This window comes from Thermomonospora sp. CIF 1, from assembly GCF_001896795.1.
GTDB classification, from domain to species: domain Bacteria; phylum Actinomycetota; class Actinomycetes; order Streptosporangiales; family Streptosporangiaceae; genus Thermomonospora; species Thermomonospora curvata.
The window spans coordinates 14,119-40,239 of record NZ_MOYN02000008.1 but is presented as its reverse complement, the minus strand read 5'-3'; the positions used below and the strand labels follow the sequence as shown (position 1 = coordinate 40,239).

Annotated in this window: 29 protein-coding genes and 1 tRNA gene; 12 read left to right on the top strand and 18 right to left on the bottom strand. The window is 69.5% G+C overall.

All coding sequences use genetic code 11. From position 1 onward, the window contains the following. Positions 1–579: 579 nt before the first annotated feature. The 5 genes from BUE48_RS04640 (at position 580) to BUE48_RS04620 (ending at position 5,172) form a co-directional block, all read left to right on the top strand. Positions 580–1,722, top strand: a complete 1,143-nt coding sequence (locus BUE48_RS04640; RefSeq protein ID WP_286989021.1) for a DUF932 domain-containing protein — start codon at positions 580–582, stop codon at positions 1,720–1,722. Positions 1,723–1,809: 87 nt separating this feature from the next. Beyond that, on the top strand, positions 1,810–2,370 hold the full coding sequence (locus tag BUE48_RS04635) for a hypothetical protein (RefSeq protein WP_012851300.1): 561 nt from the start codon (positions 1,810–1,812) through the stop codon (positions 2,368–2,370). 29 nt (positions 2,371–2,399) lie between these two features. Further along, positions 2,400–2,903, top strand: coding sequence for a hypothetical protein (locus BUE48_RS04630; protein ID WP_286989020.1), 504 nt, complete (start codon positions 2,400–2,402; stop codon positions 2,901–2,903). A gap of 499 nt (positions 2,904–3,402) precedes the next feature. After that, positions 3,403–3,906, top strand: coding sequence for a single-stranded DNA-binding protein (gene ssb, locus BUE48_RS04625; protein WP_286989019.1), 504 nt, complete (start codon positions 3,403–3,405; stop codon positions 3,904–3,906). A 15-nt stretch (positions 3,907–3,921) separates the two neighbouring features. Then, on the top strand, positions 3,922–5,172 hold the full coding sequence (locus BUE48_RS04620) for a hypothetical protein (protein ID WP_286989017.1): 1,251 nt from the start codon (positions 3,922–3,924) through the stop codon (positions 5,170–5,172). 120 nt (positions 5,173–5,292) lie between these two features. Here the strand turns inward: BUE48_RS04620 and BUE48_RS04615 are convergent, their stop codons facing one another. The 4 genes from BUE48_RS04615 to BUE48_RS04600 form a co-directional block, all read right to left on the bottom strand. Further along, a complete protein-coding gene (locus BUE48_RS04615; protein ID WP_286989015.1) occupies positions 5,293–5,952 on the bottom strand; it encodes a hypothetical protein in 660 nt (219 codons plus the stop codon). A 402-nt stretch (positions 5,953–6,354) separates the two neighbouring features. Beyond that, positions 6,355–7,578 carry a methyltransferase, FxLD system gene (gene fxlM / locus BUE48_RS04610; protein ID WP_286989014.1) on the bottom strand — a complete coding sequence of 408 codons (1,224 nt, stop codon included), beginning with the start codon at positions 7,576–7,578 and terminating at the stop codon, positions 6,355–6,357. 561 nt (positions 7,579–8,139) lie between these two features. Continuing rightward, a complete protein-coding gene (locus BUE48_RS04605; RefSeq protein WP_012851294.1) occupies positions 8,140–8,448 on the bottom strand; it encodes a 4a-hydroxytetrahydrobiopterin dehydratase in 309 nt (102 codons plus the stop codon). A 14-nt stretch (positions 8,449–8,462) separates the two neighbouring features. Next, positions 8,463–8,612: a hypothetical protein gene (locus BUE48_RS04600; RefSeq protein ID WP_286989012.1), complete on the bottom strand. Its 150-nt coding sequence runs from the start codon at positions 8,610–8,612 to the stop codon at positions 8,463–8,465. Positions 8,613–9,037: 425 nt separating this feature from the next. Here BUE48_RS04600 and BUE48_RS04595 point away from each other — a divergent pair, with 425 nt between their 5' ends. After that, complete coding sequence (locus BUE48_RS04595; RefSeq protein WP_012851292.1) at positions 9,038–9,244, top strand: hypothetical protein; 207 nt, start codon at positions 9,038–9,040, stop codon at positions 9,242–9,244. Positions 9,245–9,572: 328 nt separating this feature from the next. Here BUE48_RS04595 and BUE48_RS04590 read toward each other — a convergent pair whose 3' ends face one another. Further along, complete coding sequence (locus BUE48_RS04590) at positions 9,573–9,761, bottom strand: hypothetical protein (protein ID WP_286989011.1); 189 nt, start codon at positions 9,759–9,761, stop codon at positions 9,573–9,575. 286 nt (positions 9,762–10,047) lie between these two features. Here BUE48_RS04590 and BUE48_RS04585 point away from each other — a divergent pair, with 286 nt between their 5' ends. Together BUE48_RS04585 and BUE48_RS04580 are read left to right on the top strand one after the other, a co-directional pair. Continuing rightward, on the top strand, positions 10,048–11,421 hold the full coding sequence (locus tag BUE48_RS04585; RefSeq protein ID WP_286989010.1) for a helix-turn-helix domain-containing protein: 1,374 nt from the start codon (positions 10,048–10,050) through the stop codon (positions 11,419–11,421). Then, entirely contained in the window at positions 11,418–11,894 is a 477-nt protein-coding gene (locus BUE48_RS04580) for a hypothetical protein (protein ID WP_286989009.1), read from the top strand. The genes BUE48_RS04585 and BUE48_RS04580 overlap by 4 nt, the downstream gene beginning before the upstream one ends. Positions 11,895–12,011: 117 nt before the next feature. Here the strand turns inward: BUE48_RS04580 and BUE48_RS04575 are convergent, their stop codons facing one another. The 6 genes from BUE48_RS04575 to BUE48_RS04550 all read right to left on the bottom strand — a co-directional run bounded on the left by BUE48_RS04575 (position 12,012) and on the right by BUE48_RS04550 (position 17,100). Next, complete coding sequence (locus BUE48_RS04575) at positions 12,012–13,412, bottom strand: NsdA family TPR-like regulatory protein (protein ID WP_286989003.1); 1,401 nt, start codon at positions 13,410–13,412, stop codon at positions 12,012–12,014. A 364-nt stretch (positions 13,413–13,776) separates the two neighbouring features. Continuing rightward, complete coding sequence (locus BUE48_RS04570) at positions 13,777–14,631, bottom strand: protein kinase family protein (protein WP_286989002.1); 855 nt, start codon at positions 14,629–14,631, stop codon at positions 13,777–13,779. A gap of 21 nt (positions 14,632–14,652) precedes the next feature. After that, positions 14,653–15,198: a glycine-rich domain-containing protein gene (locus BUE48_RS04565; protein ID WP_286989000.1), complete on the bottom strand. Its 546-nt coding sequence runs from the start codon at positions 15,196–15,198 to the stop codon at positions 14,653–14,655. A gap of 132 nt (positions 15,199–15,330) precedes the next feature. Continuing rightward, the gene (locus tag BUE48_RS04560) at positions 15,331–15,690 is read right to left on the bottom strand and encodes a hypothetical protein (protein WP_286988999.1); all 360 of its coding nucleotides are present in this window, start codon (positions 15,688–15,690) and stop codon (positions 15,331–15,333) included. Between the two features lies 1 nt (position 15,691). Beyond that, a complete protein-coding gene (locus tag BUE48_RS04555; RefSeq protein WP_286988997.1) occupies positions 15,692–16,726 on the bottom strand; it encodes an NsdA family TPR-like regulatory protein in 1,035 nt (344 codons plus the stop codon). After that, complete coding sequence (locus tag BUE48_RS04550) at positions 16,723–17,100, bottom strand: hypothetical protein (protein ID WP_286988995.1); 378 nt, start codon at positions 17,098–17,100, stop codon at positions 16,723–16,725. The genes BUE48_RS04555 and BUE48_RS04550 overlap by 4 nt, the downstream gene beginning before the upstream one ends. A gap of 457 nt (positions 17,101–17,557) precedes the next feature. On the opposite strand from BUE48_RS04550, the gene BUE48_RS24460 reads away from it, so the two are divergent. Next, positions 17,558–17,791, top strand: coding sequence for a helix-turn-helix domain-containing protein (locus BUE48_RS24460; RefSeq protein ID WP_353745270.1), 234 nt, complete (start codon positions 17,558–17,560; stop codon positions 17,789–17,791). Between the two features lie 141 nt (positions 17,792–17,932). Here the strand turns inward: BUE48_RS24460 and BUE48_RS04545 are convergent. The 7 genes from BUE48_RS04545 to galU form a co-directional block, all read right to left on the bottom strand. Next, positions 17,933–18,006 (bottom strand) — tRNA-Ala (locus BUE48_RS04545). A gap of 58 nt (positions 18,007–18,064) precedes the next feature. Continuing rightward, positions 18,065–18,649 carry a divisome protein SepX/GlpR gene (gene sepX, locus BUE48_RS04540; RefSeq protein WP_012851287.1) on the bottom strand — a complete coding sequence of 195 codons (585 nt, stop codon included), beginning with the start codon at positions 18,647–18,649 and terminating at the stop codon, positions 18,065–18,067. A 179-nt stretch (positions 18,650–18,828) separates the two neighbouring features. Beyond that, complete coding sequence (locus BUE48_RS04535; RefSeq protein WP_245537048.1) at positions 18,829–19,461, bottom strand: GNAT family N-acetyltransferase; 633 nt, start codon at positions 19,459–19,461, stop codon at positions 18,829–18,831. Positions 19,462–19,510: 49 nt separating this feature from the next. Next, on the bottom strand, positions 19,511–20,011 hold the full coding sequence (locus tag BUE48_RS04530; protein ID WP_012851285.1) for a MogA/MoaB family molybdenum cofactor biosynthesis protein: 501 nt from the start codon (positions 20,009–20,011) through the stop codon (positions 19,511–19,513). Then, complete coding sequence (moaC, locus tag BUE48_RS04525) at positions 20,008–20,499, bottom strand: cyclic pyranopterin monophosphate synthase MoaC (RefSeq protein ID WP_012851284.1); 492 nt, start codon at positions 20,497–20,499, stop codon at positions 20,008–20,010. Before moaC ends, BUE48_RS04530 begins: the two co-directional genes overlap by 4 nt. A gap of 100 nt (positions 20,500–20,599) precedes the next feature. Continuing rightward, positions 20,600–21,802 carry a molybdotransferase-like divisome protein Glp gene (glp, locus tag BUE48_RS04520; protein WP_041440869.1) on the bottom strand — a complete coding sequence of 401 codons (1,203 nt, stop codon included), beginning with the start codon at positions 21,800–21,802 and terminating at the stop codon, positions 20,600–20,602. A gap of 44 nt (positions 21,803–21,846) precedes the next feature. Then, complete coding sequence (galU, locus tag BUE48_RS04515) at positions 21,847–22,752, bottom strand: UTP--glucose-1-phosphate uridylyltransferase GalU (RefSeq protein ID WP_012851282.1); 906 nt, start codon at positions 22,750–22,752, stop codon at positions 21,847–21,849. Between the two features lie 34 nt (positions 22,753–22,786). Between galU and BUE48_RS04510 the strand changes: the two genes are divergently transcribed. The 3 genes from BUE48_RS04510 (at position 22,787) to BUE48_RS04500 (ending at position 25,677) form a co-directional block, all read left to right on the top strand. Beyond that, positions 22,787–23,380 (top strand): 5-formyltetrahydrofolate cyclo-ligase, encoded by a 594-nt coding sequence (locus BUE48_RS04510; RefSeq protein WP_012851281.1) that lies wholly within the window; start codon positions 22,787–22,789, stop codon positions 23,378–23,380. Positions 23,381–23,588: 208 nt separating this feature from the next. After that, a complete protein-coding gene (locus BUE48_RS04505; RefSeq protein WP_286988989.1) occupies positions 23,589–25,073 on the top strand; it encodes a potassium/proton antiporter in 1,485 nt (494 codons plus the stop codon). Between the two features lie 313 nt (positions 25,074–25,386). Beyond that, positions 25,387–25,677, top strand: coding sequence for an FmdB family zinc ribbon protein (locus BUE48_RS04500; RefSeq protein ID WP_286988987.1), 291 nt, complete (start codon positions 25,387–25,389; stop codon positions 25,675–25,677). The last annotated feature ends 444 nt before the right edge of the window (positions 25,678–26,121 follow it).

The window sequence follows — 26,121 nt, the reverse complement described above, 5'->3', positions numbered from 1 at the left end:
CTTGTCGCTCATCACCCCTGGAGGGATCGCAACACAGATGGCGGTCGTGCGGGGCCAGCGGGTCATGTCGCTCATCACCCCTGGAGGGATCGCAACGCGATCTCCTCTTGCCTTTTTGCGAGTTCGATCAGGTGTCGCTCATCACCCCTGGAGGGATCGCAACACGTGGAGCTGCCGGTACAGGTCGGCTTCCGAACCAGTCGCTCATCACCCCTGGAGGGATCGCAACGGGCACAGGCGCGGGTTGGCGATCGACCCGCCGATCGCTCATCACCCCTGGAGGGACTGTGACCGTGGCTCCTTAGCGTGATTGGCGACGGTCAGTTCTTCGCGCGGCGTTGTCTCTTCGGGATAGTGGGCCTTGCCCTCCCGGGGTTTTAGGGTTGCGACGGCCTGGCGGAGGGAAAGGCGGCTCTCGCTGTGCTCGTTCCGGCCTGGGGCAGAGATCTTTCCTCCTTCGTCGGAAAGATCTTGTCCGGCCGGACCGCCGCCTTGCCCTCCGCGGGCGGCCGTCGCAGGTGGTCTTTCCTCCGGGAGGGCAGGCCCTTGGCCCTCCCCCGAAGTGGAAGGACCACGTTCATGAACGCACCTGCGGTGGCCGGGGAGCTGGTGACTCGGCACGCTGAGCTGGGGGATCTGGTGGCGTTGCTGCGGGAGCAGCAGGGCCGCAAGGTCGACATCGTCGCCTCCGCCTCGGCGCTGCGGGCCGAGGGAGGGCGGCTGCTGATCTCGGGTACCGAACCGGTGCTGTCGCCCAGTGGGGTCACTCGCACCGATGGCGTCTACCGGCCGACGGCGACCTGTGAGAGGGGCATCGCCGAGAAGCTGAAGATCAACCTGCCGTATCTGCGCAGGTGCCGTCATGAGGCGATCGAGTTGTGGGACGCCAATGTCAACGGCTGGCTGAGGCGCGCGCCGGAGACCAAGTTCCTCATCCGGGGGTTCCGTGGAGCACGCGGGGAGGGGGTGGCGCGGGCGCTGCTGTCGGACTCCTACAAGCGGGTCGATCATCTGGACGTGCTGACCGCCGCCCTGGATGGGGTGGAGCGGGCCGGGGTTCCGATCACCATTCAGGGCTGTGATCTGACCGAGCAGCGCATGTACGTGCGCCTCTACTCGCCGGCGGTCGAGGTGCTGGCGCCTCGGCTGCTGGAGGGGTACCGGTCTCCGTTCACCGGGGCGGAGGGGACGGACAACCCGGTGGTGTGGGGCGGGTTCGTGATCACCAACAGCGAGACCGGGTGCGGGGCCGCCGCGATCACTCCGCGGATCGTGTTCCAGGTCTGCGACAACGGCTACACCATCACCGCCGATGCGCATCGGGCCGTGCATCTGGGCGGCAAGCTCGATGAAGGGGTCATCGACTGGAGCGGCACGACGCACCGGAAGAACCTGGAGCTGATCACGGCCAAGACCACCGATGCGGTCCGGCGGTTCCTCACCCCGGCCTACGTGCAGAAGGTCGTGGCCGTGATGGAGGCCAAGGCCGGTGTGCCCGTCGAGCGTCCGGTGGAGACCATCCAGGTCATCTCTCAGCAGCTGCGGTTCTCCACCGAGCAGCAGGACGCGATCTTGGGGCATTTCATCAAGAGCGGGGATCTGACCGCGGGCGGGGTGATGCACGCGGTCACCTCCGTCGCCCGGACTTTGCCTGACGCCGACGCCGCGCACGAGATGGAATCGCGGGCCCTGCAGGTGCTGCAGTTGGCCGCGCACGCCTGATTCCCTGCCTGTTTCTGGCTCCGCCCCGGGCGGCTGTTCGGGGCGGAGCCGTTTTATGACCGGCCTTTGGCCAGGAAGGAGCGGCCGATGCCGCGCCACCTCAAGATCGTTCCGGATTCTTCTTCGAGTCCCGGTGGGGCTGCTGCCGGGGATCGTTCTGCCGAGCCGGGGGACGAGGCGTTCGTCTGCCGGGTGCTGGCCCGTGCTCGGCCGGGGGATGAGCAGATCACGGTCGAACGGCTCGAACGCGCCGACGGCGCACCGATCATCTATCTCAACGCCGCCGATGTGGTGGCGTTCATCTATATCGGCCAGGCCGCCGGCGACAGCCCGCAGGCCGGCGGTGGCACCGGTGCGGGACCGGTGGTGATCGACGTCCATCGGCGCACCGACGCAGCCCAACGGCGTCTTCGGTTCCTGCTCGACAACGCACCGGCACGGTTGCTGGCGCTGGATCCCGCCCAGTTCCGGGTGGCCGCATCGGCGGGTTCGCCGCCCGACCATCTGGAGTTGATCTGCTTGCGCTGTCAGGGCCGTGTGCCTGCCGAACCCGCTGATCTGCTCCACGTCCTGGTAGAAGCCGCCACCGGGCACTCCTGCCCCATCGCGCCCGATCCCGCCCAGGGGAATGGGGGCGAGGCATGCTGACCGGCGAGAGCACCTACAAGGGGCACGCCATGCGCAGGACCCCAGATAGCGAGGCGACCAGCGGCTGGTGGTTCGTCCCAGAGCTGGGGATGCACCTTAAGTTCCACGAACGCTGGCGAGCAGAGGTCTGGTCGCTGTCGGACGGCCTGCACACAAGCCGCCTGCGGATTTATGACCATTCCAGCGGCGCCGAGTGGCTGGATGCCTTCTACCCTCTCGGCACCTGCGGTTCGGTGCCGTTTCAGCGGGCTGATCGGTTCATGCTGGACGGCCAGATGCCGGGCTGGGGCGAATGGCCGAGTGAGCCCACCAGCAGCGGACGCGTCCCGATGCCCGCCTGCGTGTACTGCCATGGCCCGGTCAGCCAAGCCGAAGTGGTGGTCATCGACCCCGGGCCATCGATCGGCCGCCTCTGCTCGGACCTGGGCGCGTGGGCTCCCCACGCCCACCGCTCCTGCCATCGAGATCACCAAGCGAGGCGGCGGACGGCCGGCCGGGAGCGGCCGGAGACCGGCGAGGGGCGAGGCCAGTGATCGAAACCGCCTCACCGCATGCCTGCAGTCAACGCCGACGTCCGGCGGCGGCAGGGCGAGAGCGGTTTCCTTCTCACCAGGTCGCCTCAGTGCTGGGGCTGCCGTGCGGCACTTGTGCTCTGAACGGCCGCAACTAGGTGATCACCACCTGGTCTTGAGCCGACGGCAGGTCGGCGGCATGCCGCCGGGTCTTTCGGAGATATGCGAACGAGGCCGCCTTCCAGAACCACCGCGCTGTGGCTCGGGCCAGGCCGCTCCCCGCACGAGGTGATCTGCGCGCGACCTCCACGATGCACCTCAGCACGGACAGCGCCCAGCGCACCAGGTCTACGGCACCGAACGTCCAGCGACATCGCCCAGGTCGCTCGTGAACAGACGGTCGGGGTCCGTCACCGGCCGCACCACCAGGGAGCCTCGCCCCCTTCCAGGGATGTCCCTGGCCTTTCCGAGCCGCCGTCACCTCACCGGCAGCAGGCCACCTGCACCCCAAGGAACGGACATGAGCAACGACACCACCATCACCGTGGTCGGCAACCTCGTCGCCGACCCCATCTTGAAGTTCCTTCCTTCCGGACGCGCCGTCGCCAACGTCCGCGTGGCCTCGACCCCGCGGTATCGAGATGCGTCCACCGCCGAGTGGAAGGACGCCGCCCCCTTGTTCATCACCTGCAACGTCTGGGGCCGCCAAGCGGAGAACGTCACCGAAAGCCTCCAGCGCGGCCACAAGGTGATCGTCCGTGGGCGGCTCAAGCAGCGCTCCTACGAAACCGCAGACGGCCGGCGCCGCACGGTCATGGAGATCGACGTCGAGCACATCGGCCCCTCCCTGCAGAACGCCACGGCCAGGATCGCCAAGGCCCAGCGCCTTGCCGCCCCACCCGCCGTCCCGCGAAACGGCCCCCTCTCAGCACCCCAGGCAGAAGCAGCCTCACCTTCTGACCCGTGGGCGGATACCGCCGTGCCCACCACAGCCGGTGCAGGCACCACAGAACCACCCTTTTAACCATCTCCCTTTTCTTTGAAGGCCGCAGCCGAGGGAATCGGCTGCGGCCTTCGCTTTCCCCGTCCCTCACCAAAGGAAGGAACAGGCGTGGACAAAGTCGTTTTGTCGCTGGGCATGGGAGTGGATTCGGTGGGAGTGCTCACCCGGTTCCTGCTCGAACCAGAAACCCGGGACTTCAAGCTGGACGACCTGATCGTGATGACGGCCATGACCGGAGATGAGTTCACCGAAACCGCCGAGCACATGGAGCAGTTCATACTCCCGCTGATGCGCAAGTTCTCCGTCCGCTACGTCCAGCTTTCCCGGGGCGGCCCGCTCGCATCGTCCCGATACGCGGTTTTAGACGACTCCCGGCAGCCGAAACGCATGCACATGGTCGGCCCTTGGCGGCTACGTGATGAACAGCTCGGCAACGGCACCGTCCCGCAATTCGCCCACGGCAAACGCATCTGCTCGGTCAAAAGCAAGGCCGACCCGCTGGAGTGGTGGAAAGAAGACCACCTGGCCGGCCTCACCTATCAGCACATCCTCGGCTTCTCCGCCGAAGAGGGTCACCGCATCCTCAAAGACTCCACCTACACCTCCGCCTCCCGCCACGCCCGGTTCCCGCTGGCGGAATGGGGCTGGACGCGCGCCGACACCCTCGGCTACCTCCATGAGGTCTTCGGCACGACCTGGCCGAGGAGCTGCTGCGTCTACTGTCCCTTCGCCGCATCAGATGCCGAGCATCTGGCCGACCGGTGGCGCAGAGAACCAAAGGGCGCTGTCTTGGCCCTGCTCATGGAGAGACGAGCGATGGCGCTGAACCCCCGGGCCACGCTCTTCTCCCGGACCAGCGCCGTGCAGTTCGCCATCGACCACCGCCTATATCGGGTCCTGGCCCTGGCGGAGGAGGCCCTGCGGCGGGAGACCTGGGCCCTGTATGACGTGCGGCGCATCTACCATGCGGCGGTCGACAAGAAAACCGGACGGCGCATCCCGACGAAGAAGGGCACGGCGTGGCGGAGCGTAAAGACTCTTTCCGAAGGGTCCCGGCAGCAGATGATCGCCGAACTTCACCGCCGGGCACGCGCCCACGGAACCGAAGCGCAAGCCGATGATTTCGCCATCATGCGCGCGCAACTGTGCACCCCCGACCCGGAGCGTTTCCCCACCACCGAGCGGTTCCTGAGCGTCGGCCCGGCCGGCGTCCATGACAAAGAGCGCAGAAGTTTCCACAGCCTGTGGACACGGCTTGCCGACCAGACCTCTCTGTTCATGGCCTGACCGGCCTCAAGGACGAAGGCATCATTGCTATCGCACCAGGGAGCGCCGGAGCAATCGCCGACCGGTTTCACTGGGCGTGTCCCAGTCGGCGCCGTCAGTTGAGGACCCAGCGCAGCCCTCTTACCTCCGCCGCGAGAGCAGGAGCCTCCGCCGACGGGCAGGTTGTTCGGGGATCGGTGTGTCGGCCAGGCGCAGACCGGTGGCCACCCAGGTGATCTCGTGACGGTTGTCGGTGATCTGCAGGAAATTACGGGCCGCCACGGCGGAGGAAGGCCGGTGCTGAGGGCCGGGGGAGTTCATCACCATGTGGGAGAGAGCGGCCACCAGCGCCTTGAACGCGGCATAGGGTTCGACCTCATCAGAGGTCCAGTTCAAAGGCCGGCCCTTCCTGATGGTCCGGCGGACGAATTTGAAGGCCTGCCGGACACTGCCGAGCATGTCGATCTCGGTCTCGGTCAGGACGCGTTCGGTGGCCAGCTTCGCCACCAGTGCTTCGACTTCGCCTTCGACCTCGATCATTCGCTGCAGGCAGTCCCAGCGGGCCTCTTCGGGAGCGGGGCAGGCGGCGGTGTGCTTGCCCTCCAGCGCGTTCCAGGTTTTCCAGACCACGATGAACTCGCCGTAGAGCCGCTGGAAATGCTCGGCCGCGGCCAGATCCATCTCGCGGTGCTTTTTGATCTGGTCCCAATGGTCGGTGATCCGGGTGGTGACGAACCAGCCACCAGCCAAGGTGGCCGCCACCGTCAGCAGCGGAACGCCTACCGTGGCGAAGGTCGACATGACGCACTCCCACCGGGGTCGGCGACCAGTCACAGAGTTTCCCGGCAAGGGTTGCATCACGGGCCACCCAGCGACAAGCTCCGCAGGACTCTGCGTTCCCGCGGTGGCAGGCGTCCTGGCCTTTTCATGGTTGGCACGGATGGCGGGGAGTGGGATCCCGGACTAGGGGCGGAGAGGTCCCTTCTGGATTTTCGTTACGATACGTAATGAGTTTGGCTTCTATCGATGGCTGTCCGGCCAGGTCATCTCATCGATGCCATGCTCAGGGAACGCTGTCGCCGACGGCTGTCTTCACGCACCGTCAAGCCTTCTCCCTTCCGCAAGCAGGAATGACCGTTTCAGGGCTTCGTCCCTGACCGAGACCTCCAAGGGAAGTCCTCGCCTTCGGGCGAGGGGTGGAGGTCAACCGGGGATGAAGGACACGACGAGGCGGCTGTGCCGCTTGTCCAGGACGGTCCCGTCCGGCAGATCGCCGTCTGGGGTGCAGGCGGGCAAGACCTCCAGGGCCGGGGTGGGACAGCCGGCCTCCACCCAGGCGCGCATGTTCTCGACCATCCGCTCGGCGGCCGCCTGTGCGTCGGGACCATGCGCGTAGGCGCCGAGGTCGAAACGCCGGTCGGTCCAGCGAAGAGTCCGGTAGGCGAGCGTGCCGTTGTGCACGGTGGCGGAGGTACCGTGCTGCCAGGACGGGGCGACGATCCCGGAAGCGATGGCCTCTTCCTGTGCGGTCAAGACCACGGCGTGCTCGCGCAGGTGGGTCGCGTGCCACAGGCTCAGGTCGTGCAGCCGGGTGGCGGGCGGCAGGCTCAGCCCGGCCCACGCCTCCCGCCTCGGCTGCTCCAGGACGCCTTTGACGGCGTCGGCGTCGATCTGCTCGCCTTCGTCGAGGCGCAGGTGAACGCCCTCGGCGAGGTCGATGCAGCGGATCTGGTGGGCGCCGGCGCCCTGCACGGGAACGAACCCGCACTGGCGATGGCTGTGGCTGACCAGCCGGTCGCCCACCCGCCGCAGCGCCCATGACCTGGTCGTCCCGAACGTCCGCAACGGCACGACCAGCACGCCGCCCTCGGTGAGCTGCTCACGCCAGGCGGGTGGGACGTCCCAGGCCCCGGCCGTGACGATGATCAGGTCGTAGCCGCGGCCCGGTTCGATCGGATGCTCGGCGTCCGCGCAGACCACGGTGACGTCGTGGTAGCCCGCCGCTTTCAGGCAGGCGGCGGCCCGGTCGGCCACCTCGGGATCGATGTCGACGGTCGTGACCGATCCGGCCGTTCCGACGAGTTCGGCCAGCAGGGACGCGTTATAGCCGCCGCTGCCGATCTCCAGCACATGCCGGCCCTTCAGGCCGCCGAGCGCGCCCATCGCCTGGCCCAGCATCTCCGCGATCAGGAACGGCGCCGACACCGAGCTGACGTTCTCCCCGCTGGGGAGCCGCTTGGTGATGACCGCGGTGTTCTCGTAGGCCTCCTCCAGCGGAACGCCCGGCACATACAGCTCGCGGGGAACGGCCCGCATCGCCGCCTCCACCTCCGGGTGCAGCGTGAGCCCTTTCGCCGCGTGATCGGCGGCCAGCCGGTCGACCATCGCGTTCCGCAGGACCTCGCTGCTCGCGGGCTTGGCGCTCAAGACGTTGTCCTCTCTCGATACGTGCGGGCCGCCGCGGTTCGGGGCGGCCTTTGGTGTTCCTGCCGTGGCGGGTCAATGGCGAGCCGGACGGTTCGGCGTTCGCATCCTTCGCTGCGCCATGCCGCCCGGCCGACGACCTGCCTGCAAGCCGGACGGCCGGGACGCGCGGTGGCCGCCGAGCACGTCCTTTGGGCGCGCATCAACGTCCTTCCGAGCAAGGAAGGCAGTGACTCGGGAACAGTCGGCCCTCACGGCGCAGCACTGCCGTAATGGTCATCGGCTCCCCCTGGATCCTCCTGGGCACGGTCGGCCCACCGCAGTGAACGATCCGCTCCGCAAAAGAGCGATCGCTTTCAGTGAAGCCCTGCGCGCCCCGACCGATCCAGTCGGCAGCCACGGACATCCACCGACACGACCCGACATCCCGGCGCCGACCGGAAACGACGAGCGCCCCGCCTACAAGAGGCGGGGCGCCGATGCCGGTCGGGTGCTCTGCCTGGCTGCACGTCTTGGTCGCATGCCGGGCGGAGTTTCGTCCGCTGTCAGACAGTCATGCGGTTTTCAGGCCGGCTTGGCTCCGTGTCCGGCGGCGATGGCGTCGATGTGCCGGGCGAGTTCGAAGTCCTTGCGGGTGAGGCGGTTGCCGGCGTCGTGGGTGGTGATGGCGAAACGGATCCGCTGCCAGGTGATGTGGATGTCGGGATGGTGGCCGATCTCGCGAGCCTTGGCGGCCACGTACATCGCCAGGTGCACGCACTCGTGGTAGGTGTGCGCGAACGTGCGGGTGATCGTGTCGCCGTCGCGCTCCCAGCCGGGCAGTGCGGCCAGCTCGGCGGCGATCTCCTCGTCGGTGAGGGGGGTCGGGGCCATCGGCACCTCCAGGGTCAGTCGATGCCGGAGATGATCTCAACCAGTTCCTGACCCGGGGCGCTATCACGCCACCGTCCGGCCCGGTCCGGCAGCGCCTTCAGCGAGGCCTGCGGCGCCAGGGGTGGGGCGACGGCTTTGACGCGCCGGAGCTGTCGTGCAGTCACTTGCGAGTACTGCTGTTTTGCCGGGCGAGTTCCCGCTTGAGTAGGGCGTCGTACTCGGCGCGGACCTTCGCCGGTTCAATGCCGTAGTCACGGGGCGGCGCCGTCCACGACGTTTGCCGACCCTGCTGCAGTACGTTTGCCATCGGAACCGTTTCCTTTCTCTGGCGGGTTCCTTCGCCCCGCCTGGTGGTCGCGACACCGGGCGGGGCTTTGCCGTGTTGGCGCTACTTCTTCGGGGCGCTCTTCCTGGTGGTCATGCCGCGCCCTGACCAGCCCGCTCGAACCACTTGTCGGCGTACCGGTCGCGACGACATAGGGGCGATCCCGAAGGAGGTGGAAAGCCACCCGATCCAACTCGCTCCCCGAACCAGACTCGCCTGCTCGGTTGGCAGACCGCAGCGGGGTCGTATGGGACCATCGCCGCGATGCCGAGCAAGCACAAGTACACGACGCGGACGTTCCGGCCGAAGGACCTCGCGGCCTATGAGCGCGCCAAGGAAGCGCTGCAACAACTCGGCATCACCATGGACGAGTACCTGAACATGTGCATCGAGTACGCCGCGGGCAAGCGGGACTCCTTCCCACCGCGCCCTCCATTCACCGAGCCTGCTGCCGGGGCAACTGAAGACTGACCTCCGGGACAGTGGGCGGGCGGGCACCGGTCGGGCCGACCTCCACCTCGGACATTACGGTGCCCGCCCGCGCTGGATGGGGGCGGCCGGCGCGGGGCCGCGCCTCTCCATGCCGGCCGCCCCCGTCTCACCCGCCGGTCCTCCAGATGACTCCGGCCGATCCTGCTTGCCGCTCCCCCCGGCCGATCACCTTCCGGTAGTCGTACTCCAAGGGGTTGTCGGGCCGCCGCCGCCCAGTCGTCCGACACTCCGCTTTCGTGGGTCTCCCCGTCCTCGCTACGGACTTCCCATGGGAACAGCTCAGGCCCGTCGAGGGAGTTGGCCGCGGTCATCGCGTCCCCCTGGGCCGGTGGCACGCCTGGACTTCGCGCACCCTGGCCAGCAGGTCGGCGGGGGTGCGACCCTCGACCAGCCCGAACCAGGGGTAGGGCGGGCAAGGCATCGCCCACCAGCGGCGGGTGTGGTGCCCGTACCAGACCATCCACTGCCTGCCGATCTGACGCTGCAGATCAGCCAACACATCCGGGCCACATGCGTCAGTGGCGGTTGGCTCGGGGGAATACACCGGTGACCGGGTGTGGGATACCGTCGTACTCAACCACGACCTCCGTTCGTGGCCAGGCCCCGGGACTCCCCGCTGTTCGCCCAGCGGGCCGGGGCCGTCTTTTTCTTTCTGCGTCGCAGTGCACGCTTCTGAGTACAGGCCAGCGCACGGAGAGCTACGGTGGAAAGTGTTGCCCTGTTGCCCATGCGACACGGGCAACACAGGCAACAAGTCAACCCGGGGCGAAACGGGTGAGGCGATGGCGTTCGGCGACAAGCTGCGGGCATTGATGGCCGAACGGCAGGTCGGCCTCCGCGAACTGGCAAAACTCGTCCCCTGCGACCCAGGACACCTGTCGAAGGTCTCCCGCGGCCGCAAACGACCATCCGCCAAGCTCGTGGAGCGACTCGATGAGCTGCTGGACGCGCGAGGAGAGCTGATCGCGTTGACCCCCCGCCCCACTGGACGCCCCACCGGCGATGACCCCGCAGACCCGGCCCTGTGGGCACCGGAGCGGGTCGTTGAAGACATCGCCCGCACCACCCTGGCCGACCTGTCGGTGACCCGCCGCGACGCCGGCAAGCAGGTCGGTGCACTGCTAGTGGGCGCGGCTCTGACCGAGCAGCTGGAGCCGTGGATCACCCAGGCCGGCCGGCCGACCTCGCCCCGGCGGAAAAGCACCGTTGGGTTGGAGGAGGTCGAGCGGATCGAGGCGTGGACGCGGCTGCTGCGGCACTGGGACTCCCGGTTCCGGCTCGGCATCCGCCGCAAGGCCGTCATCGGCCAGCTGAACGAGGTCGCCGACCTGCTGAGCACCCCCCAGGGGGCGGAGGTGACCCGGCGGCTGTTCGCCGTGCTGGCCGAACTGGCGAAGGTCGCCGCGTCGATGTCGTTCGACGCCGGCCAGCACCCGGTCGCGCAACGCTACTACCGGCTGTCGCTGCGGGCCTCCCACGCCGCCGGTGACAGGATGTTCGGCGCGAACATCCTGGGGGCGATGGCCCGGCAGATGCTCGACCTGCACCGGCCCGATGACGCACTCGACCTGGTGCGGCTCGCCCTGGACGGGGTCCGCGGGGATACGCCCGGCAGGGTGCGGGCGATGCTGCGGACCCGCGAGGGGTGGGCGTATGCCCAGATGGGCCGCGTCCAGGCGTTCCACCGGACGGTCGCGATCGCCGAGGAAGAATTCGGCGCCGACAGCGGCAGGCCGATGCCGTACTGGGTGACGAGGTTCGACCAGGCCGAGCTGGCCGGGGTGATCGGCGCCCGCTACCGGGACCTGGCCCTGGCGAGGGCCCGGGCCGGGGCCGATCATCGCGCCATCGCCCGCCGGTCGGTGGAGTACATCACCACGGCGCTGCAGCTGCGCCCGCCGCAGCGGCTGCGGAACCGGGCCTTCGACCTGGTGGGGCTGGGCCGGGCGTGCCTGCTGGTGGACGAGCGTGAACAAGCCGCTCAGGCAGTCCGGGAGGCCGCCCGGATCTGCGGCACCATCCGGTCCGGGAGGGTGCGCCGCCGGCTGGGAGACTTCTACGCAGAGTCCGCGCGGTACGCGGACGCTTCGGTGATCGCCGACGTCCGGGCAGAGCTGAAAGACCGGTTCCACAACGACATGAAGGAGCATGCGTGAGGGTCGGCGTCACCGGGCACTCGAACCTGACTGAGGCCACCGAGCAACTCGTCTACGACGCGCTGCGGGACCTGCTCGGTCGATACGACGGCGACCTGGTGGGCGTGACGTGCCTGGCGCGGGGCGCCGATCAGATCTTCGCCCGCGCCGTCCTGGACTCCGGTGGACGGGTCGAGGTGATCCTGCCCGCTCCCGACTACCGGGACGCAAAGGTCAAGCCCGATAACCTCGCCGAGTTCGACGACCTGCTGGGCCGGGCGTCGTCGGTGCGGTACACGGGGCACGCCACGTCCGGGCGGCAGGCGTACATGGCGGCCAGCAAGATGCTGCTGGAGAGCGTGGATCGTCTGGTCGCGGTGTGGGACGGGCTTCCGGCCGGCGGGTACGGCGGGACCGGCGACGTGGTGGAACACGCACGCAAGATCGGCGTCCCGGTCGATGTGGTGTGGCCGGACGGCGCTGAGCGTCAGTAGCCCGACCGGCCGGTGACCGGTGGGCTTTGTCTCACCTGGCCTGTAGCGTAGGCCCGTCGCGGCGGGACACGCGGCGCATGCAACGTCCTGGCCCCAGGTAGATGGGGCCAGGGCGCCCTAAAGTCGGCAGGGCAGGGCGTAATCCTCCGGAGGCCGGCCGGCGGCGCAGCGGATCGCATTTCCCGGCACCTGCCCCAGCGTCCCCACCCTCCCCGCAAAGAGTGGGGCTTCTTCGTTCCGGGGTTGAATCAGGCTCTTCGGGTCGATCACGAATACCTTCTCCGGCGGCGCGTGGTCGAGTACCTCCTCGACCAGCGGGCGCCGCGTCCACTCGCCGGGCGGCAGCGGCTGCACCGGCAGCTCCCGCCGCAGCCGCGCCGACCCGGTGCTCTCCACGATCGGCGCCGCCGCTGCCGCGATCTGGACCACCCGCTCCGGTTCCGGCACGGCGGCCAGCGCCCCGGCCCACCTCGTCCAGAACACCGCGTTATCGCGGCGTACCGACTGCGGCGCCTCCCCCAGGAGCCGGTCCCACAGGTCGGCGGCGGCCTGGTAGGCGCCCAGCCGCAGGTATGCGGTGGCGCGCTGGACGTCGATGTAGCCGCCGGTCCTTCGGCAGGCGTTGCCCCAGAGGTAGTCATCATCGACCTGGTCGACGAGATCGGCCGCCCGGTCCAGCAGCCGGTCCACGGTGTCCCGGTCTCCGCTGGGAAGCATGGTGCAGCCGTGTGCCTGGTGGACGAGCACCAAGACCCGCACCTTCGGGCACAGCCGGTGCTCATCGGCCAAAGCGGCGGTGGCGTAGTCGAAGACGGCCCGGCCGTCACCGAGGTCGATGGCCAGCATCGCCTTGTTCGTCAGCGCATAGGAGATCAGTTGCAGGTCGCCGGAGCGGTGCGCCATGTCCAGGGCCGCCGCACGCCAGTGGCCGGACCGTTCTACGTCACCGGCGTCCTGGTACAGCCGGCCCAGCAAGGAGGAGTAGGCGACACCGGCGCCGAGGAGACCTTGCCGGGTGGGTGCATCGGCGGCACGGCTCAGCTCCTCGATGAGTTGGGCCTGGGTGGCGACGGTGGGGATGAGGTGGCGGGGCCCAAGCCACATGTCCGCGCGGTAGTGGCCGGGCAACTGTTCCAGGAAGTACACAACCAGCTCCGGGGCGACAGGTCCCTGACGGCAGTAACGGCCGGCAGCCCCCACGGCGCTGCTGTCCTCCAAGGTTTCGGGGCCTGACTGAGGCGAGGGGGCGAACAGTTCGGCCTCTGGGATGCCGAACACCTCGGCGTACACCAGCCGGTACCGCTCGGTGATCCGGGTGACCTGGCCCTTCTCCCACCGCTCGATACTGCGGGCCAGGCTCGCAACAGTCGGACGCTGAGTGTCGTCCATCACCGCCAGCATCTCCCGAGCCAGCCGAGCCGCATCCCAACGCCGCCGCTTGCGCTCGGCCCGCAACCGCACCCGCACCACCGGGGTGGTCTCATAACCCATGAACTGCGCCTTCACTTCGGCGGCCACCGGCCCAAGCCGGGACCTGCCGTCAAAGCCACCGGGGCCCTTACCGCTCCCCGCTGTTCATTGTCGGCTCGCTTCTAACGGCATGCAGGGTGTTCGCCGGCAAGGGCCACATGGACGGGACCGAGCCTCTTCAACATGTGCTCTTGGAGCCTGGGATGGGAGCCTTGAGGGGTTCGAGGCCGTGACGTTGCAGGTCACGGCCTCATCCCTGGATGCGACTTGCGGGGAACGGCGTGTTGAAAAGGCCCAACGCATCGTCTCCGCAGGGCGAGACGGGGGCGTCTTGGTACCGAAGACCTTCGAAGCCTCTATTCCCGACTTCTTGGGCCGCATGGCGGAAAAGCACCAATTCGGCGAAACACCGTCAATGGCGGTCTGGCTCCATCCAGAGGCTTGTTCGGCCGCCCTCGCCCGGCGGCCCCTTGAGCCGGTGCGCCGCCCACCGGCCTGCCACGTCGGCGCGGCGTGCGATCCATGCCTCGGGCCGGGTTCGGGCGGCGTCCTGCCACCAGGCGGCGAACCCGGCGGTGAACATGTCGATGGCGGCGGACGGCGCCTGGAGCCAGGCCGGGAACCGGCAGACCCACTCTTCGGCCTCCTGCGGGCTGTGGCCTGCGTCGATCAGCCATGGCAGCAGCATCATCGGCTCCAGCCAGGCCGCGCCGCGGGTGGTGAACGCCCAGTCCACCAGATAGGCGCGGCCGTCCGGGGTGATGATGAAGTTGTCCTCGTTCAGGTCGGTGTGCAAAAGCGTGTCCCCGGACAGCGAGCCCGCCTCGCCGGTGAACTTGCCCCAGCGTCGCTCAGCCGACAGCGTCACCGCACTGGGACAGGGTGTGCTCTGCAGGTGGTGAACCGTTTCCGCCAGCACCTCCAGGTCGGGTGATCCCCGGGAGAAGTCGGCCCGCCGACCGTCGATGTGCTCAATACCGAGGGCAAGCCATCCCCCGGCCTCCGCCTGCCACAGCAGCCGGGGGGCGAACCGCGCCACGTGCGGCAGGACGGCCGCTTCACGGCGCAGCGACATGACCTCCGGGCCGTCCCTGCCGGCGAGTTTGCGGGCGGCCTTGATGAAAGTCCGTCCGCCGGCGGTGTGCACGGTGGCCGCGAAGTCGGCGTGGTCGCCGGCGGGCGCCGGGGTGATCGAGCCGACCGGGCCGGTGCGGGCCTCGATCTCCTCTCGTATTTCTCCGGGCAGGTCGGTCCAGTCGCAGCGCACGGGCACTTCCTCGAGGGCCGGTCAGAACGGGACGGTCAATGGTGTGTCCGGGCCCAGGCCGTGTTTCTCCCAGCCCGACAAGCCGCCCCTGCCGCCCATGCCTGCGCATTCGGGCGGGCAGCAGCCAGCGGCGGCCTCGTCATCCCAGAACTCCCGGTCCACGGCAAAGCCGGTGGCCTGAAGGTGCGGGATGGTGCGGGCCAGCGCCGCGCCGGAGCGGATGTCGTCGTCCATCACGGGCCGGTGGTGGATCATCGTGCCCGCCAAGGCCAGGCTCAAGGGAAGGTACACCTCGGTGCGCTGCAGCGCCGTGTGCCACACCGCGTCCACCGGCGGGGTCGGCACGATCCGAACATAGGCGGCCGGGTCCCGGCGGGCGGCTCGCAGGATCTTCCCGGCGGCGGTCATGTAGATCAGCCACTGGCCCAGGGCCCGGTCGGTGTAGGCGTGAGTGGTGTGGTGGGCCTTGCGGAAGTCCGCTGCCAGCAGATCCCACGCCCAGGCGGGGATCAACTCACGAGGACTCCTGCCTGCGGACCGGACGGGCTGATGGGTCAGGACGCTCATGCTGCTCCCTTTCTTGCGAAGGAACTGAGGCGAGTCGGCTACACCCCGGACAAGACGCCCACGGCAACGGACTCGTAAGTGAACGATCACGTCCAGTGAAACCCTGCGTGTGCCGGCTAATCCAGCCGGCAGTCACGGACATCCACCGACACGCCCCAGCCGGCCGGGAAGACGAACGTCCCGCCGCAAAGGCAGGGCGCTAGAGAGGTGGTCCTCCCTTAAGCACGGGGAGGCGTTGGCCCACCAGCTTCCCGCCGCCATGGAAAACCCGAAGGCGAAGCCGACGAGAACACCGTCCCGGCGAGCGGTCACCATGGTGAACCCCGCGGAGGTCATCTGCCGGCGAGTGCGGGACAGGAAGCGGTCCCGGCTGAACTTGGGCGCGCCGTTGTAGGGCGGCTCCGCATACACCTGCACATACAGGTCGGCGCACTCTTCCAGCAGTTCGATGGCTTCAAACCCGTCCAGGCGCGCCCAGGTGACGTCCGGCATGTCACATCCAGGAACCCGTGGCCGGCAACGCCAGCCGTTCGCGATACTCGGCGACCGCCGCGGCGTGGGCACGCCCGGCAGGGGCGGCATCGGCGACCATGGCCGCCACCCGCCGGATCCCGGTGGTCTGCTGGTCGGCGTTCAAACCGTCCAGGGTCTGATGGGCGTGCTGCAAGGCGGCCCGGACATCGCCTTGCCGGGCCAGGGCGACGGCCTGCAGCAGGCGGATCTGGGCGCGCTGGCGAGGCATGGAGTCCGGATACAGCGAGAGCGCGGCGGCCGCCGCCTGATCGGCGGCGCGCATGTGGCCGGTGTGGGTGAACACGAACGTCTGGGTGTGCCGCAGAGCGGTCTCCGGCCACGCTGTGACCGACAGCCGATCATCGGCGGAGGACGCGGGCAACGCCTCGAACAGCCGGTTCATGGCCGTCACGGTCTTCTCAGCGGCGGCACGGTCGCCTCCGATCGCGAGGGCCTGAGCGCGAGCGGCCATGGCCTCCAGCACGGCGGCGCCGGGACGCCGGTCTCCCGCGATGGCGATGGCCTCCTCGGCGCGCTTGAGGACCACCTTCAAAGGCCGCCGCGCATACAGACTGCTCATCGCCTCATAACCGCGCACCCATACCTGCAGGTCCCGGTCGCCGGATGCGTCGGCTGCATGACGTGCGGCGGCCCACCAGTCACGGGCCTGACGGTGATCACCCAAAGCGCCGGTCGTCATCGCCACCAGCGCGGCGAGCCTGCCGCCCGGTGAGCACAGCCTCCGCCGGAGGGCCTCATCGGAGGCCTGCCGGATGGCGGCCTGAATCGCGGTGAGGTCGGCGGCCAGGTTCGGCAGGACCACCTCCTCCGGAGGGCTGGTCAGGTAAGCGAGCCCGTGTTCCCAGGCGATCTCTTCCCAGTCCTCGACGCGGTGATCACCGGGCAGCGCCTGGGTGAAGGCGGCCCGCAGGTGCTCGAGCGCCTCGACGTGGGAGGTGCCGCCGAGGCCGAGCAGTCCGAGTGATGCCAGGAAGTGCCGGCGGTCTTCGTTCATGTCGGGAACCAATGCGCTGCCGATCGAAGTCTTCTGCTGCTCGGAAAGCTGATCGAGGTCTTCCCGCAAGGGCATGCCTTGACCGCCTCGGCCACAGCCAGGCCGAACAGATCGTTTTCCGGGATGCCGAACACCTCGGCGTACACCAGCCGGTACCGCTCGGTGGTCCGGGTGACCTGCCCCTTCTCCCACCGCTCGACACTGCGGGCCAGGCTCGCAACAGTCGGACGCTGAGTGTCGTCCATCACCGCCGGCATCTCCCGGGCCAGCCGAGCCGGATCCCAACGCCGCCGCTTGCGTTCGGCCCGCAACCGCGCCCGCACCACCGGGGTGGTCTCATAACCCATGAGCTGCGCCTTCACTTCGGCGGCCACCGGCCCAAGCCGGGACCTGCTGTCAAAAGCCGCCGGGGTCTGTCGTCCTCTGCCGCTCATTGTCAGCCAGCCCCAACGGTGCGGACGGGATTCGCTAACAGTGGCCGTGCGAATCCCTCGCTGTGCTGCCGAGACCGACGCGTCGGACATCCCGCGCGCCGTTCCCGCTTTTATTCCGAGCGATGGTGCCCGCCTGAAAGGGAGCCTATGCCCCTGAGGACCGCAGCCTGCACCGCGGCTGCAGCCTTTGCCCCTGGTTTAAGCGCCTATCTAGAAGTTCTGCACCTAACCCGGAACCAGGTCACCGCAGCCTAAGGACGCTGACAGCGCACCGATGGGGGTGCATCGAAGTTGCACCCCCAGCGTCCATCCCACCCGGTGAGGTCGTGGTCGGTATGCGTCCGCTCGGCGTGTTCGCCAACCGCTCTGACTCCCAGATCCGCCGGTCGCGCGGGCGATGCCGGGGCTGTCGTCGCTGCACGGGTCGCCGGCAGCGCAGATCGCCGTGCTTTTGAGGGGCGATCCGAGTACGGTGCGACGCTGGATCACCCGGTTCAACGCCAGCGAAGCGGGTGGCCTGTCCGGTCGGCCGCGCATTGGACGCCTACCGGGCGGATCGCAGGTTGCCGGAGCGGCTCGGGCCATGGGCGGTACGGCGGATCTGACGAGTATCCAGGACGGCTGTCGGTGAGCGTGCACGGTGTACCGGTGGGTGCAGCAGGCCACCGAGCGGCTGGGAGGCCCCGGCCCCCTCCCAAATCCGCTCCCAAAACGGACACCAGACAGTGCAAGAGGCCGGTTCCGGGAGTCGGAACCGGCCTCTGACCTGCGGTGGAGCTGAGGGGATTTGAACCCCTGACCCCCTCGATGCGAACGAGGTGCGCTACCGGACTGCGCTACAGCCCCAAACAATGACTCCGCAAGATTAGCAAACTCCGGGAGTGCTTCGCGCACCGATATCGGGTCAGTCGCCGACGGCGCGGCGTTCGTCGGCGTGCTGGTCGAAGACCTCGCGGCCGGCGGGCAGGTCGATGACCTCGGCGTGGTGGGCGGGAGGGGCGGTGCGGCGGGCGTGGCGGGCCGCGGCGGCGCGGGCGCGGGCACGGGCCTCGGCCCGGCGGCGGGCGGCGTCCATGCCGGCGGCCACGCGCAGCAGGGCCAGGTGGCAGGCCAGGAGGACGGCGGCGGGCAGGGCGGTCCACCAGGGGGCGCGGGCGGTGGCGGTGACGGCGATGGCGGCGATCAGCAGGAGGGTGAGGCCGAACGTGCGGCGGCGGCGGCGAGCGATCACCGCGGCGCGGCCGGAGCGGCGGCGCACCGGGGGCGGGGGTGGCGGCGGGACCGGCGCGGGCTCGTCGTAGGGTGAGGAGTCGTCCTCCTCCACGGCGGGGTCCTCCAGGTCGGGCTCGTCCAGGTCGAGCTCGTCGATGGGCTCGGGACGCTTGTGGAGGATGCGGGAAAACCCGTCGTTGTCGCGGCGCAGCCACATGGGGACGAGGACCACGGCCCAGACCGCGACGATGGCGAGGTAGAGGAGGGTGCTGCTCAAGGGCCCTCCTCGACTGCACGCCAAGGACGCGGGCTGACCGTTGGCGCGCGCATGTTCACGTCCCGCACGGTAGGACTCACTGTCAGCGCTTGACGAGCATAAGAGGCGGTGTGTCGCGAGATCGCGAACGCCGTTGCCCGCCGTTTACCGGCGCTTTCTGTGTCGTAGGAAATCCACGGTCAGGAAGAAGATCGGGGGAAAGTCTGCTTCATGGTGGCCTGCCAGCGGGAACGCAGTCCGCCGGGCACGTCCTCGACGGTGAGGGCGTAACAGATGTGGTCACGCCAGGCTCCGTCGATGTGCAGCTGGCGGCGGCGAATTCCTTCTTCACGGAAACCCAGCTTTTCCACCACACGGCGACTGGCGGTGTTCTCGGGGCGGATATTGGCTTCCAGCCGGTGCAGCCCGACGGTGAAGAAGCAGTGGTCGACGGCCATGGCCACTGCGGTGGGGATCACCCCGCGCCCGGCGACCTGGCGGTCGATCCAGTAGCCGATCTGCGCCGACCTGGCCGAACCCCACACGATGGCGCCGATGGTGAGCTGTCCCACGAACTCGCCCTCGTAGGTGACCACCCAGGGCAGCGCGAGCCCCTGCCGGGCCTCCCGGCGCATGGTGTGCACCATGCTCAGGTACGGTCCCAACCCGGTCCGGAACAGCGGCGTCTCCGGGTTGGTCGGTTCCCACGGACGCAGCCAGTCGGCATTTCTGACGCGCAGATCCCGCCATCGGGCCGCGTCCCGCATCCGCAACGGCCGAAGGCCGACCGGCCCTTCGGTCAAGGTGACCGGCCAACCTCGCAAGTGTTCCACATCCTCAATAATCCCTCGCCGGATGTGCCGGCGCCATTGGCTGAGGTCATCAATTGGTGACGGGTGAATCATCGGTTCGCCGGTGGTCGCCGCCGGCGATCTGCTCGACGGCGTGCACCAGCACCGGTCCCAGCACCGCCATTCCGTCGCGGACCCCGCCGGTGGAGCCCGGCAGGTTGACGATCAGGGTGCGCCCGGCGATCCCGGCCAGCCCGCGCGACAGGATCGCGGTGGGCACTTTGTCGCGGCCCTGCAGCCGGATGGCCTCGGCGATTCCGGGGACCTCCCGTTCGATCACCCTCCGGGTCATCTCGGGGGTCCGGTCGGTGGGGGTCAGCCCGGTGCCGCCGGTGGTGACCACCACGTCGTAGCCGGCCGCCACCGCCTGCGACAGGACCTCGGCGACCGGTTCGCCGTCGGGGACGACCACCGGGCCGTCGACCCGGCAGCCCAGTTCGGCCAGCAGCTCGGCCAGCAGCGGCCCGGACCGGTCGGGGTAGACGCCCGCCGCGGCCCGGTTGGAGACCGTCACCGCCATCGCCCGGATCATGCCGGTCTCCGCCAGGTGCCGCTCTTGCCGCCGGTCTTCTCCTCGACGCGCACGTCGGTGATCGTGGCGGCCGGGTCGATGGCCTTGACCATGTCGATCAGCGTCAGGGCGGCCACGGTGACCGAGGTGAGCGCCTCCATCTCCACCCCGGTCCGGTCGGCGGTGCGGACGCGGGCCTCGATCGCCACGCCCTCGTCGCGGACGTCCAGGTCGACGCGGACGCCGTGGATGGCGATGGGGTGGCACAGCGGCACCAGGTCGGGGGTGCGTTTGGCGGCCTGGATGCCGGCGATGCGGGCCACCGCCAGCGCGTCCCCCTTGGGGACGTCCCCGGCGCGCAGGGTCGCCACGCATTCGGGTGACAGGCGGACGAAGCCACTGGCGGTGGCGGTGCGGGCGGTCACCTCCTTGGCCGAGACGTCGACCATGTGCGCCCGGCCGGACTCGTCCAGGTGCGAGAACCCCTGCGGGGATGCGGGCTCATTCACCTCGGCGTCCCCTGCCTTTCCGGGACGTCCCTGCGGGGACGGAGAAATGCTGACGCGCTCTCATCGTGGCTTTCGGAGTCGATGCGGATCTTGCGGAGTCTCATCGTGGCAGAGGCCAGACCTCCACCACTTCCCCCGCCCGCAGAACGTCGCGTTCCTCCGGGACCACGATCAGTGCGTCGGCCGAGGCCAGGGCGCTCATCTGGTGCGATCCTTGCGCCTGGGCGGGGACGGCCGACAGCCCTTGCGGGCCGTGCGTCAGGCGGGCGCGCAGGTAGTGGCGCAGCCCGGCCGGGGAGCGGACGTCCTCGGTGAGCGCGGCGGTGACGGTCGGCGGCGGCTGGGGCGGCAGTCCCTGCATGGCCTGCAGCGCCGGGCGCACGAACACCTGGAAGGAGACGTAGGCGCTGACGGGGTTGCCGGGCAGGGTGAAGACGGGGACGCCGTCCAGCAGCCCGAAGCCCTGGGGCTTGCCGGGGCGCATCGCCACCTTGGCGAAGGTCAGGGTGCCGCTCAGCGCCTCTTTGACCACGTCCCGGGCGCCCATCGACACCCCGCCGGTGGTGATGATCGCATCGGCGCGGGTCAGCTGTTCCCGCAGCGCCGTCAGCACCTCTTCCGGGGCGTCGGCCAGGGAGGTCTCCCGGAAGCCGACCCCGCCGGCCTCGTTCACGGCGGCGGTCAGCATGAAGCCGTTGGAGTCCCAGATCTGGCCGGGGGCCAGCGTGGTGCCCGGCTCGCGCAGCTCGTCCCCGGTGGACAGCACGACCACCCGCGGTTTGGGGCGGGCGCTGACCCGGGCGCGGCCGAGCGCGGCGAGCATGCCCAGCTGCGTGGCGCCCAGCCGCACGCCCGGCTGCAGCACCACCTGCCCGGCCCGGACGTCCTCCCCGGCCCGGCGGATGTGCCGGCCGGGAGGGACGGGGCGGGTGATGCGGACGGTGACGGTGCCGCCGTCGGTCCACTCCACGGGGACGACGGCGTCGGCTCCGGCGGGGATGGGCGCCCCGGTCATGATGCGGGTGCACAGACCGGGGCGGATCGCGCAGATGCCGGTGTCGCCGGCGGTCACGTCCCCGATCACCGACAGGGTGACCGGGGCGGCCGGTGAGGCGGCGGCCACGTCCGCCGCCACCACCGCGTACCCGTCCATGGCGGAGTTGTCGAACGGCGGCAGGGGGACCGGTGCGGACACCGGTTCGGCCAGCACGGCCCCCTGCGCCTCCGGCAGCGCCAGGTCGAGCGGTGCCAGCAGCGGCACCGTCTTGAGGATCTGGTCGAGGTGCTCGTCCACCGACCGCAGCTCCTGCGGCCGCGGCCGGTGGGCGTGGGAATCGAAGTGATCGTTCACGAGCCGTGCTTGTTGACGAACTCCCGAAGCCAGGGCATGAACTCCGGTGCCAGGTCTTCCCGTTCGGAGGCGAACTGCACCACGGTGCGCAGGTACTCCAGCTTGTTGCCGGTGTCGTAGCGCCGTCCCCGGAACAGTACGCCGTGCACCCCGCCGCCCTGGTCGGCGGGCATGTGGGCGAGGGTCAGCAGGGCGTCGGTCAGCTGGATCTCGCCGCCGCGGCCGGGCGGGGTCTTCTCCAGCACATCGAAGACGGCCGGGTCGCAGACGTAGCGGCCGATGATGATCCACCGGCTGGGGGCCTGGTCGGCGGGGGGCTTTTCGACCAGGTCGGTGATGCGCACGGTGTCTTCCGAATCGGTCGGCTCGATGGCCGCGCACCCGTAGGCGGAGACCTGGTCGGGCTCGACCTCCATCAACGCCACCACGCTGCCGCCGTACCGCCGGCGGACTTCGATCATGCGGGTCAGCAGGGCGTCCCGCGCGTCGATCATGTCGTCGCCGAGCAGCACCGCGAACGGCTCGTCTCCCACGTGCTGGCGTGCGCAGTAGACCGCGTGGCCGAGCCCTTTGGGGTCGCCCTGCCGCACATAGTGGATGGTGGCCAGCTCGCTGGACTGCCGGACGGAGGCCAGCCGCTCCTCGTCGCCCTTGGCGCGCAGCGCCTCCTCAAGTTCGTAAGCCCTATCGAAATGGTCTTCAATAGAACGTTTGCTGCGCCCTGTGATCATCAGCACATCGGTCAACCCCGCGGCCACCGCTTCTTCGACCACGTACTGGATCGCCGGTTTGTCGACGATGGGCAGCATCTCCTTGGGGGTGGCCTTGGTGGCGGGCAAGAATCGGGTACCGAGGCCGGCCGCAGGGACGACGGCCTTCGTCACAGGTTTCATGTCAGGCATGAACAGACCCTAACCGCTTTGTGAGGACCCCAGCGTGCAGAATACCGAGTCGAAATCTAAGCTCCGCAGGCGGTTTCTGGCCGCCCGCGCCGCTTTGGACGAAAGTGAACGGGCCGCCGCCGGCCGGGCATTGCGCGACGAACTGCTCGGGCTGCCGGAGGTGGAGATGGCCGCCTCGGTGGCCGCCTACATGTCGTTCGGCAGTGAGCCGGAGACCCACCGCCTGATTTTCGCGTTGTGGAAGCGCGGAACGTATGTGCTGTTGCCGCGGCTGCTGCCGGACGGCGATCTGGATTGGGCCTCTTATGAGGGCCCGGACTCGATGGCCCCGGCGTCCCGGCCGGGGTCGGCGGGGATGCTGGAGCCGACCGAGCCGTCGCGCGGCCGCGAGGCGATCAAGGCGGCGGACGTGGTGCTGGTCCCGGCGCTGGCGGTGGACCGCACGGGGGTGCGGCTGGGCCGGGGCGCCGGTTCCTATGACCGGGCGCTGGCCCGGGTGGAGCCGGGGATCCTCACGGTGGGGCTGGTGTACGACCACGAGCTGGTCGATGAGCTTCCCGCCGAGCCGCACGACCAGCGGCTGAAGGCCGTCGTGACCCCTTCGCAGGGGCTGGTGCGCTTTTCCTGAGCCCTTCTGGAGGCCGGGGGCCGGTTCCTTCGCCGCCGGGACCTCGTCCCAGGTGAGCGCGGTGAGGCGGGGAAGCCCGCGATGGTCGGCGCGGCGGTGCCGTTGCGTGCCGCCGCGCCGCTTTGAGTTAACCGTATGTGCGCAGTTACCCGACTCTCTCTGTAGGATCCCTACACGAATCACTCGGACGAGACGCAAAGGGTGGAATGTGCGGCTCGACATATGGCTGCTGGTCGGGGCCGCGCTGGTGCTGTGCGCGATCATCGCGGTACGGATCTCCCACCGGATAGGGCTGCCCAGCCTGCTGGCCTACCTGGGCCTGGGGCTGCTGCTGGGCCTGCCGGGGATCGGCATCGAGTTCCACGACGCGGAACTGGCGCAGACGCTGGGCTGGGCCGCGCTGGTGCTGATCCTGGTCGAGGGCGGCCTGACCACCAGCTGGCGCCACGTCAAACCCGCCGTCCCGGTGGCGCTGGCGCTGGCGACCGTGGGGATCGGCGTCAGCATCGCGGTGGTGGGGGTGGCCGCGCACTGGCTGCTGGGGCTGGACTGGCGGCTGGCGTTCCTGCTGGGCACGGTGCTGGCGCCCACGGACGCGGCGGCGGTGTTCTCGGTGCTGCGGCGGCTGCCGATCCCGCACCGGCTGGCCGGGATCCTGGAGGCCGAGTCCGGCTTCAACGACGCCCCCGTCATCCTCATCGTCGTGCTGCTGAGCACCACCGACGCGCACGGGCCCGGGCCGTGGCTGGTGGTCCCGCTGATGGCCTACGAGCTGGCGGCCGGGGCCGCGGTGGGACTGGTGACGGCCTGGCTGGGGATCTTCGCGCTGCGGCGGGCCGCGCTGCCGGCCTCGGGCCTGTACCCGATCGCGGTGATGTCGCTGGCGGTCGGCTCCTATGGGGCGGCCACGCTGATCCACTCCAGCGGCTTCATGGCCTGCTACCTGTGCGCCCTGGCGCTGGGGAACGCCCGGCTGCCGCACCGGCCGGCCACCCGCGGTTTCGCCGAGGGCATCGCGTGGCTGGCGCAGATCGGGCTGTTCGTGATGCTGGGGCTGGTGGCCGAGCCGTCGGATCTGCCCGCCCAGGTGATCCCGGCGCTGGTGGCCGGGTCGGTGCTGGTGCTGGTGGCCCGGCCGCTGTCGGTGTGGGCCTCCACGCTGGGCTTCGGGGTCTCCCGCAAGGAGCGGATCTTCCTGTCCTGGGCCGGGCTGCGCGGGGCGGTGCCGGTGGTGTTCGCCACCGTGCCGCTGTCAGAGGGGGTGCCCGGCGCCGACCGGCTGTTCGCGCTGGTCTTCGTGATCGTGGTGGTCTTCACCCTGCTGCAGGCCCCCACCCTGCCGCCGGTGGCCCGCGCGCTGCGCATCTCCGCCGAGGGCGAGGCCCAGGACCTGGACGTCGAGGCCGCCCCCCTGGAGCAGTTGCAGGCCGATCTGCTGCAGGTCCGCATCCCGGAGGACTCGGCGCTCAGCGGGGTGGAGATCTTCGAGCTGCGGCTGCCCGCCAAGGCGTCCATCACCCTCATCGTGCGCGACGGCCGCAGTTTCGTCCCCGGGCCGACCACCGTGCTGCGCGGCGGGGACGTGCTGCTGGTCGTGGCCACCGCCGATGTGCGCGAGGCCACCGAACGGCGGCTGCGGGCCGTCAGCCGCCGCGGCAAGCTGGCCGGATGGTTCGGCGAAAAAGGTGACTGACATCACATTTCCGGTGGCGCGGGTGCGGCCGCCGCATGCCGGACGCAGGGAGCGGGCCGGATCTCAGCGTCCGGCCGGTTGCGGCCCGTCGCCCTTGCGGACGGGGGCACGCAGGTCCCCCTCCCCCCGCATCGGAGCGGGTTTCTCCTGGTCAGGCGGCCCTCATGGGCGCTGTGGCGGAAGCGCCCCTTCGGCGGAGGGCAGCCGGGCCGATGGGATGTGCGGGGTTGCGTGAGCAGTACTATTAGCAGTCGTGTCATGAGAGTGCCAGTCTGCGGATCTTCCGCGGGCTGTGGCGGCAAGGAGGAGACCCGTGCCGACGTATGAGTACGTGTGCACCGACTGCAGCGAGCGCCTCGAGGTCGTGCAGAAGTTCAGCGACGACCCGCTGACCGAGTGCCCGTCGTGCAAGGGCCGGCTGCGCAAGGTCTTCTCCGCGGCCGGGATCATCTTCAAGGGCAGCGGTTTCTACCGGACCGACAGCCGCAGCGGCGGCGGCAAGTCGAGTTCCTCGTCCGCCAAGTCCGACTCTTCGAGCAAGTCCGACTCCTCGAGCAGCTCCGGCACGTCGTCCTCCTCCGACTCCGGCTCCAAGGTCGCCTGATCTCGTCCGTCCAGGTCCCCTGCGGGCGGACGGACGATCACCTCTGCCCGGCCGCTCGGGCCTTCCGGAACGGCATCGGCGCCACGCGCCCGCGGGCTTTCGGGGTCCGGTGCCGGCCGGACCGGCGGTCTTGGAACGCGAGGCTTGGGGTGCTCCTCCACCGCCGCCCGCCTCATCCGTCTTGGACGGCGACCGGAGGTCCTGAGGGCACGGCCGCAGGACACCCGGCCGCGGACGCCGCGCCGTGCTTTTCCGTGCCCTCGTCTCACAGCCGAGACGAGCGCATCGCCATGGGCAACAATGCCGTGACATGAGGCGACGCCGAATTCATGGGTCCCGGCGTCCCAAGACCTGAAGCTACGCATGCGGAAAGGCCTGCTGCGGCCGTCCGGGCACGTTCATATAGGCCCCGGTGACGAAGAGGGTCACCGGGGCCTTGTGCAT

Bases quoted from the DNA above. Each gene is read 5' to 3' on its own strand.
- BUE48_RS04640 (WP_286989021.1), top strand. From the start codon at position 580: ATGAACGCACCTGCGGTGGCCGGGGAGCTGGTGACTCGGCACGCTGAG.
- BUE48_RS04635 (WP_012851300.1), top strand. From the start codon at position 1,810: ATGCCGCGCCACCTCAAGATCGTTCCGGATTCTTCTTCGAGTCCCGGT.
- BUE48_RS04630 (WP_286989020.1), top strand. From the start codon at position 2,400: ATGCGCAGGACCCCAGATAGCGAGGCGACCAGCGGCTGGTGGTTCGTC.
- ssb (WP_286989019.1), top strand. From the start codon at position 3,403: ATGAGCAACGACACCACCATCACCGTGGTCGGCAACCTCGTCGCCGAC.
- BUE48_RS04615 (WP_286989015.1), bottom strand. From the start codon at position 5,952: ATGTCGACCTTCGCCACGGTAGGCGTTCCGCTGCTGACGGTGGCGGCC.
- BUE48_RS04605 (WP_012851294.1), bottom strand. From the start codon at position 8,448: ATGGCCCCGACCCCCCTCACCGACGAGGAGATCGCCGCCGAGCTGGCC.
- BUE48_RS04595 (WP_012851292.1), top strand. From the start codon at position 9,038: ATGCCGAGCAAGCACAAGTACACGACGCGGACGTTCCGGCCGAAGGAC.
- BUE48_RS04585 (WP_286989010.1), top strand. From the start codon at position 10,048: ATGGCGTTCGGCGACAAGCTGCGGGCATTGATGGCCGAACGGCAGGTC.
- BUE48_RS04565 (WP_286989000.1), bottom strand. From the start codon at position 15,198: ATGAGCGTCCTGACCCATCAGCCCGTCCGGTCCGCAGGCAGGAGTCCT.
- BUE48_RS04560 (WP_286988999.1), bottom strand. From the start codon at position 15,690: ATGCCGGACGTCACCTGGGCGCGCCTGGACGGGTTTGAAGCCATCGAA.
- BUE48_RS04555 (WP_286988997.1), bottom strand. From the start codon at position 16,726: ATGAACGAAGACCGCCGGCACTTCCTGGCATCACTCGGACTGCTCGGC.
- BUE48_RS24460 (WP_353745270.1), top strand. From the start codon at position 17,558: ATGCCGGGGCTGTCGTCGCTGCACGGGTCGCCGGCAGCGCAGATCGCC.
- BUE48_RS04530 (WP_012851285.1), bottom strand. From the start codon at position 20,011: ATGATCCGGGCGATGGCGGTGACGGTCTCCAACCGGGCCGCGGCGGGC.
- galU (WP_012851282.1), bottom strand. From the start codon at position 22,752: ATGCCTGACATGAAACCTGTGACGAAGGCCGTCGTCCCTGCGGCCGGC.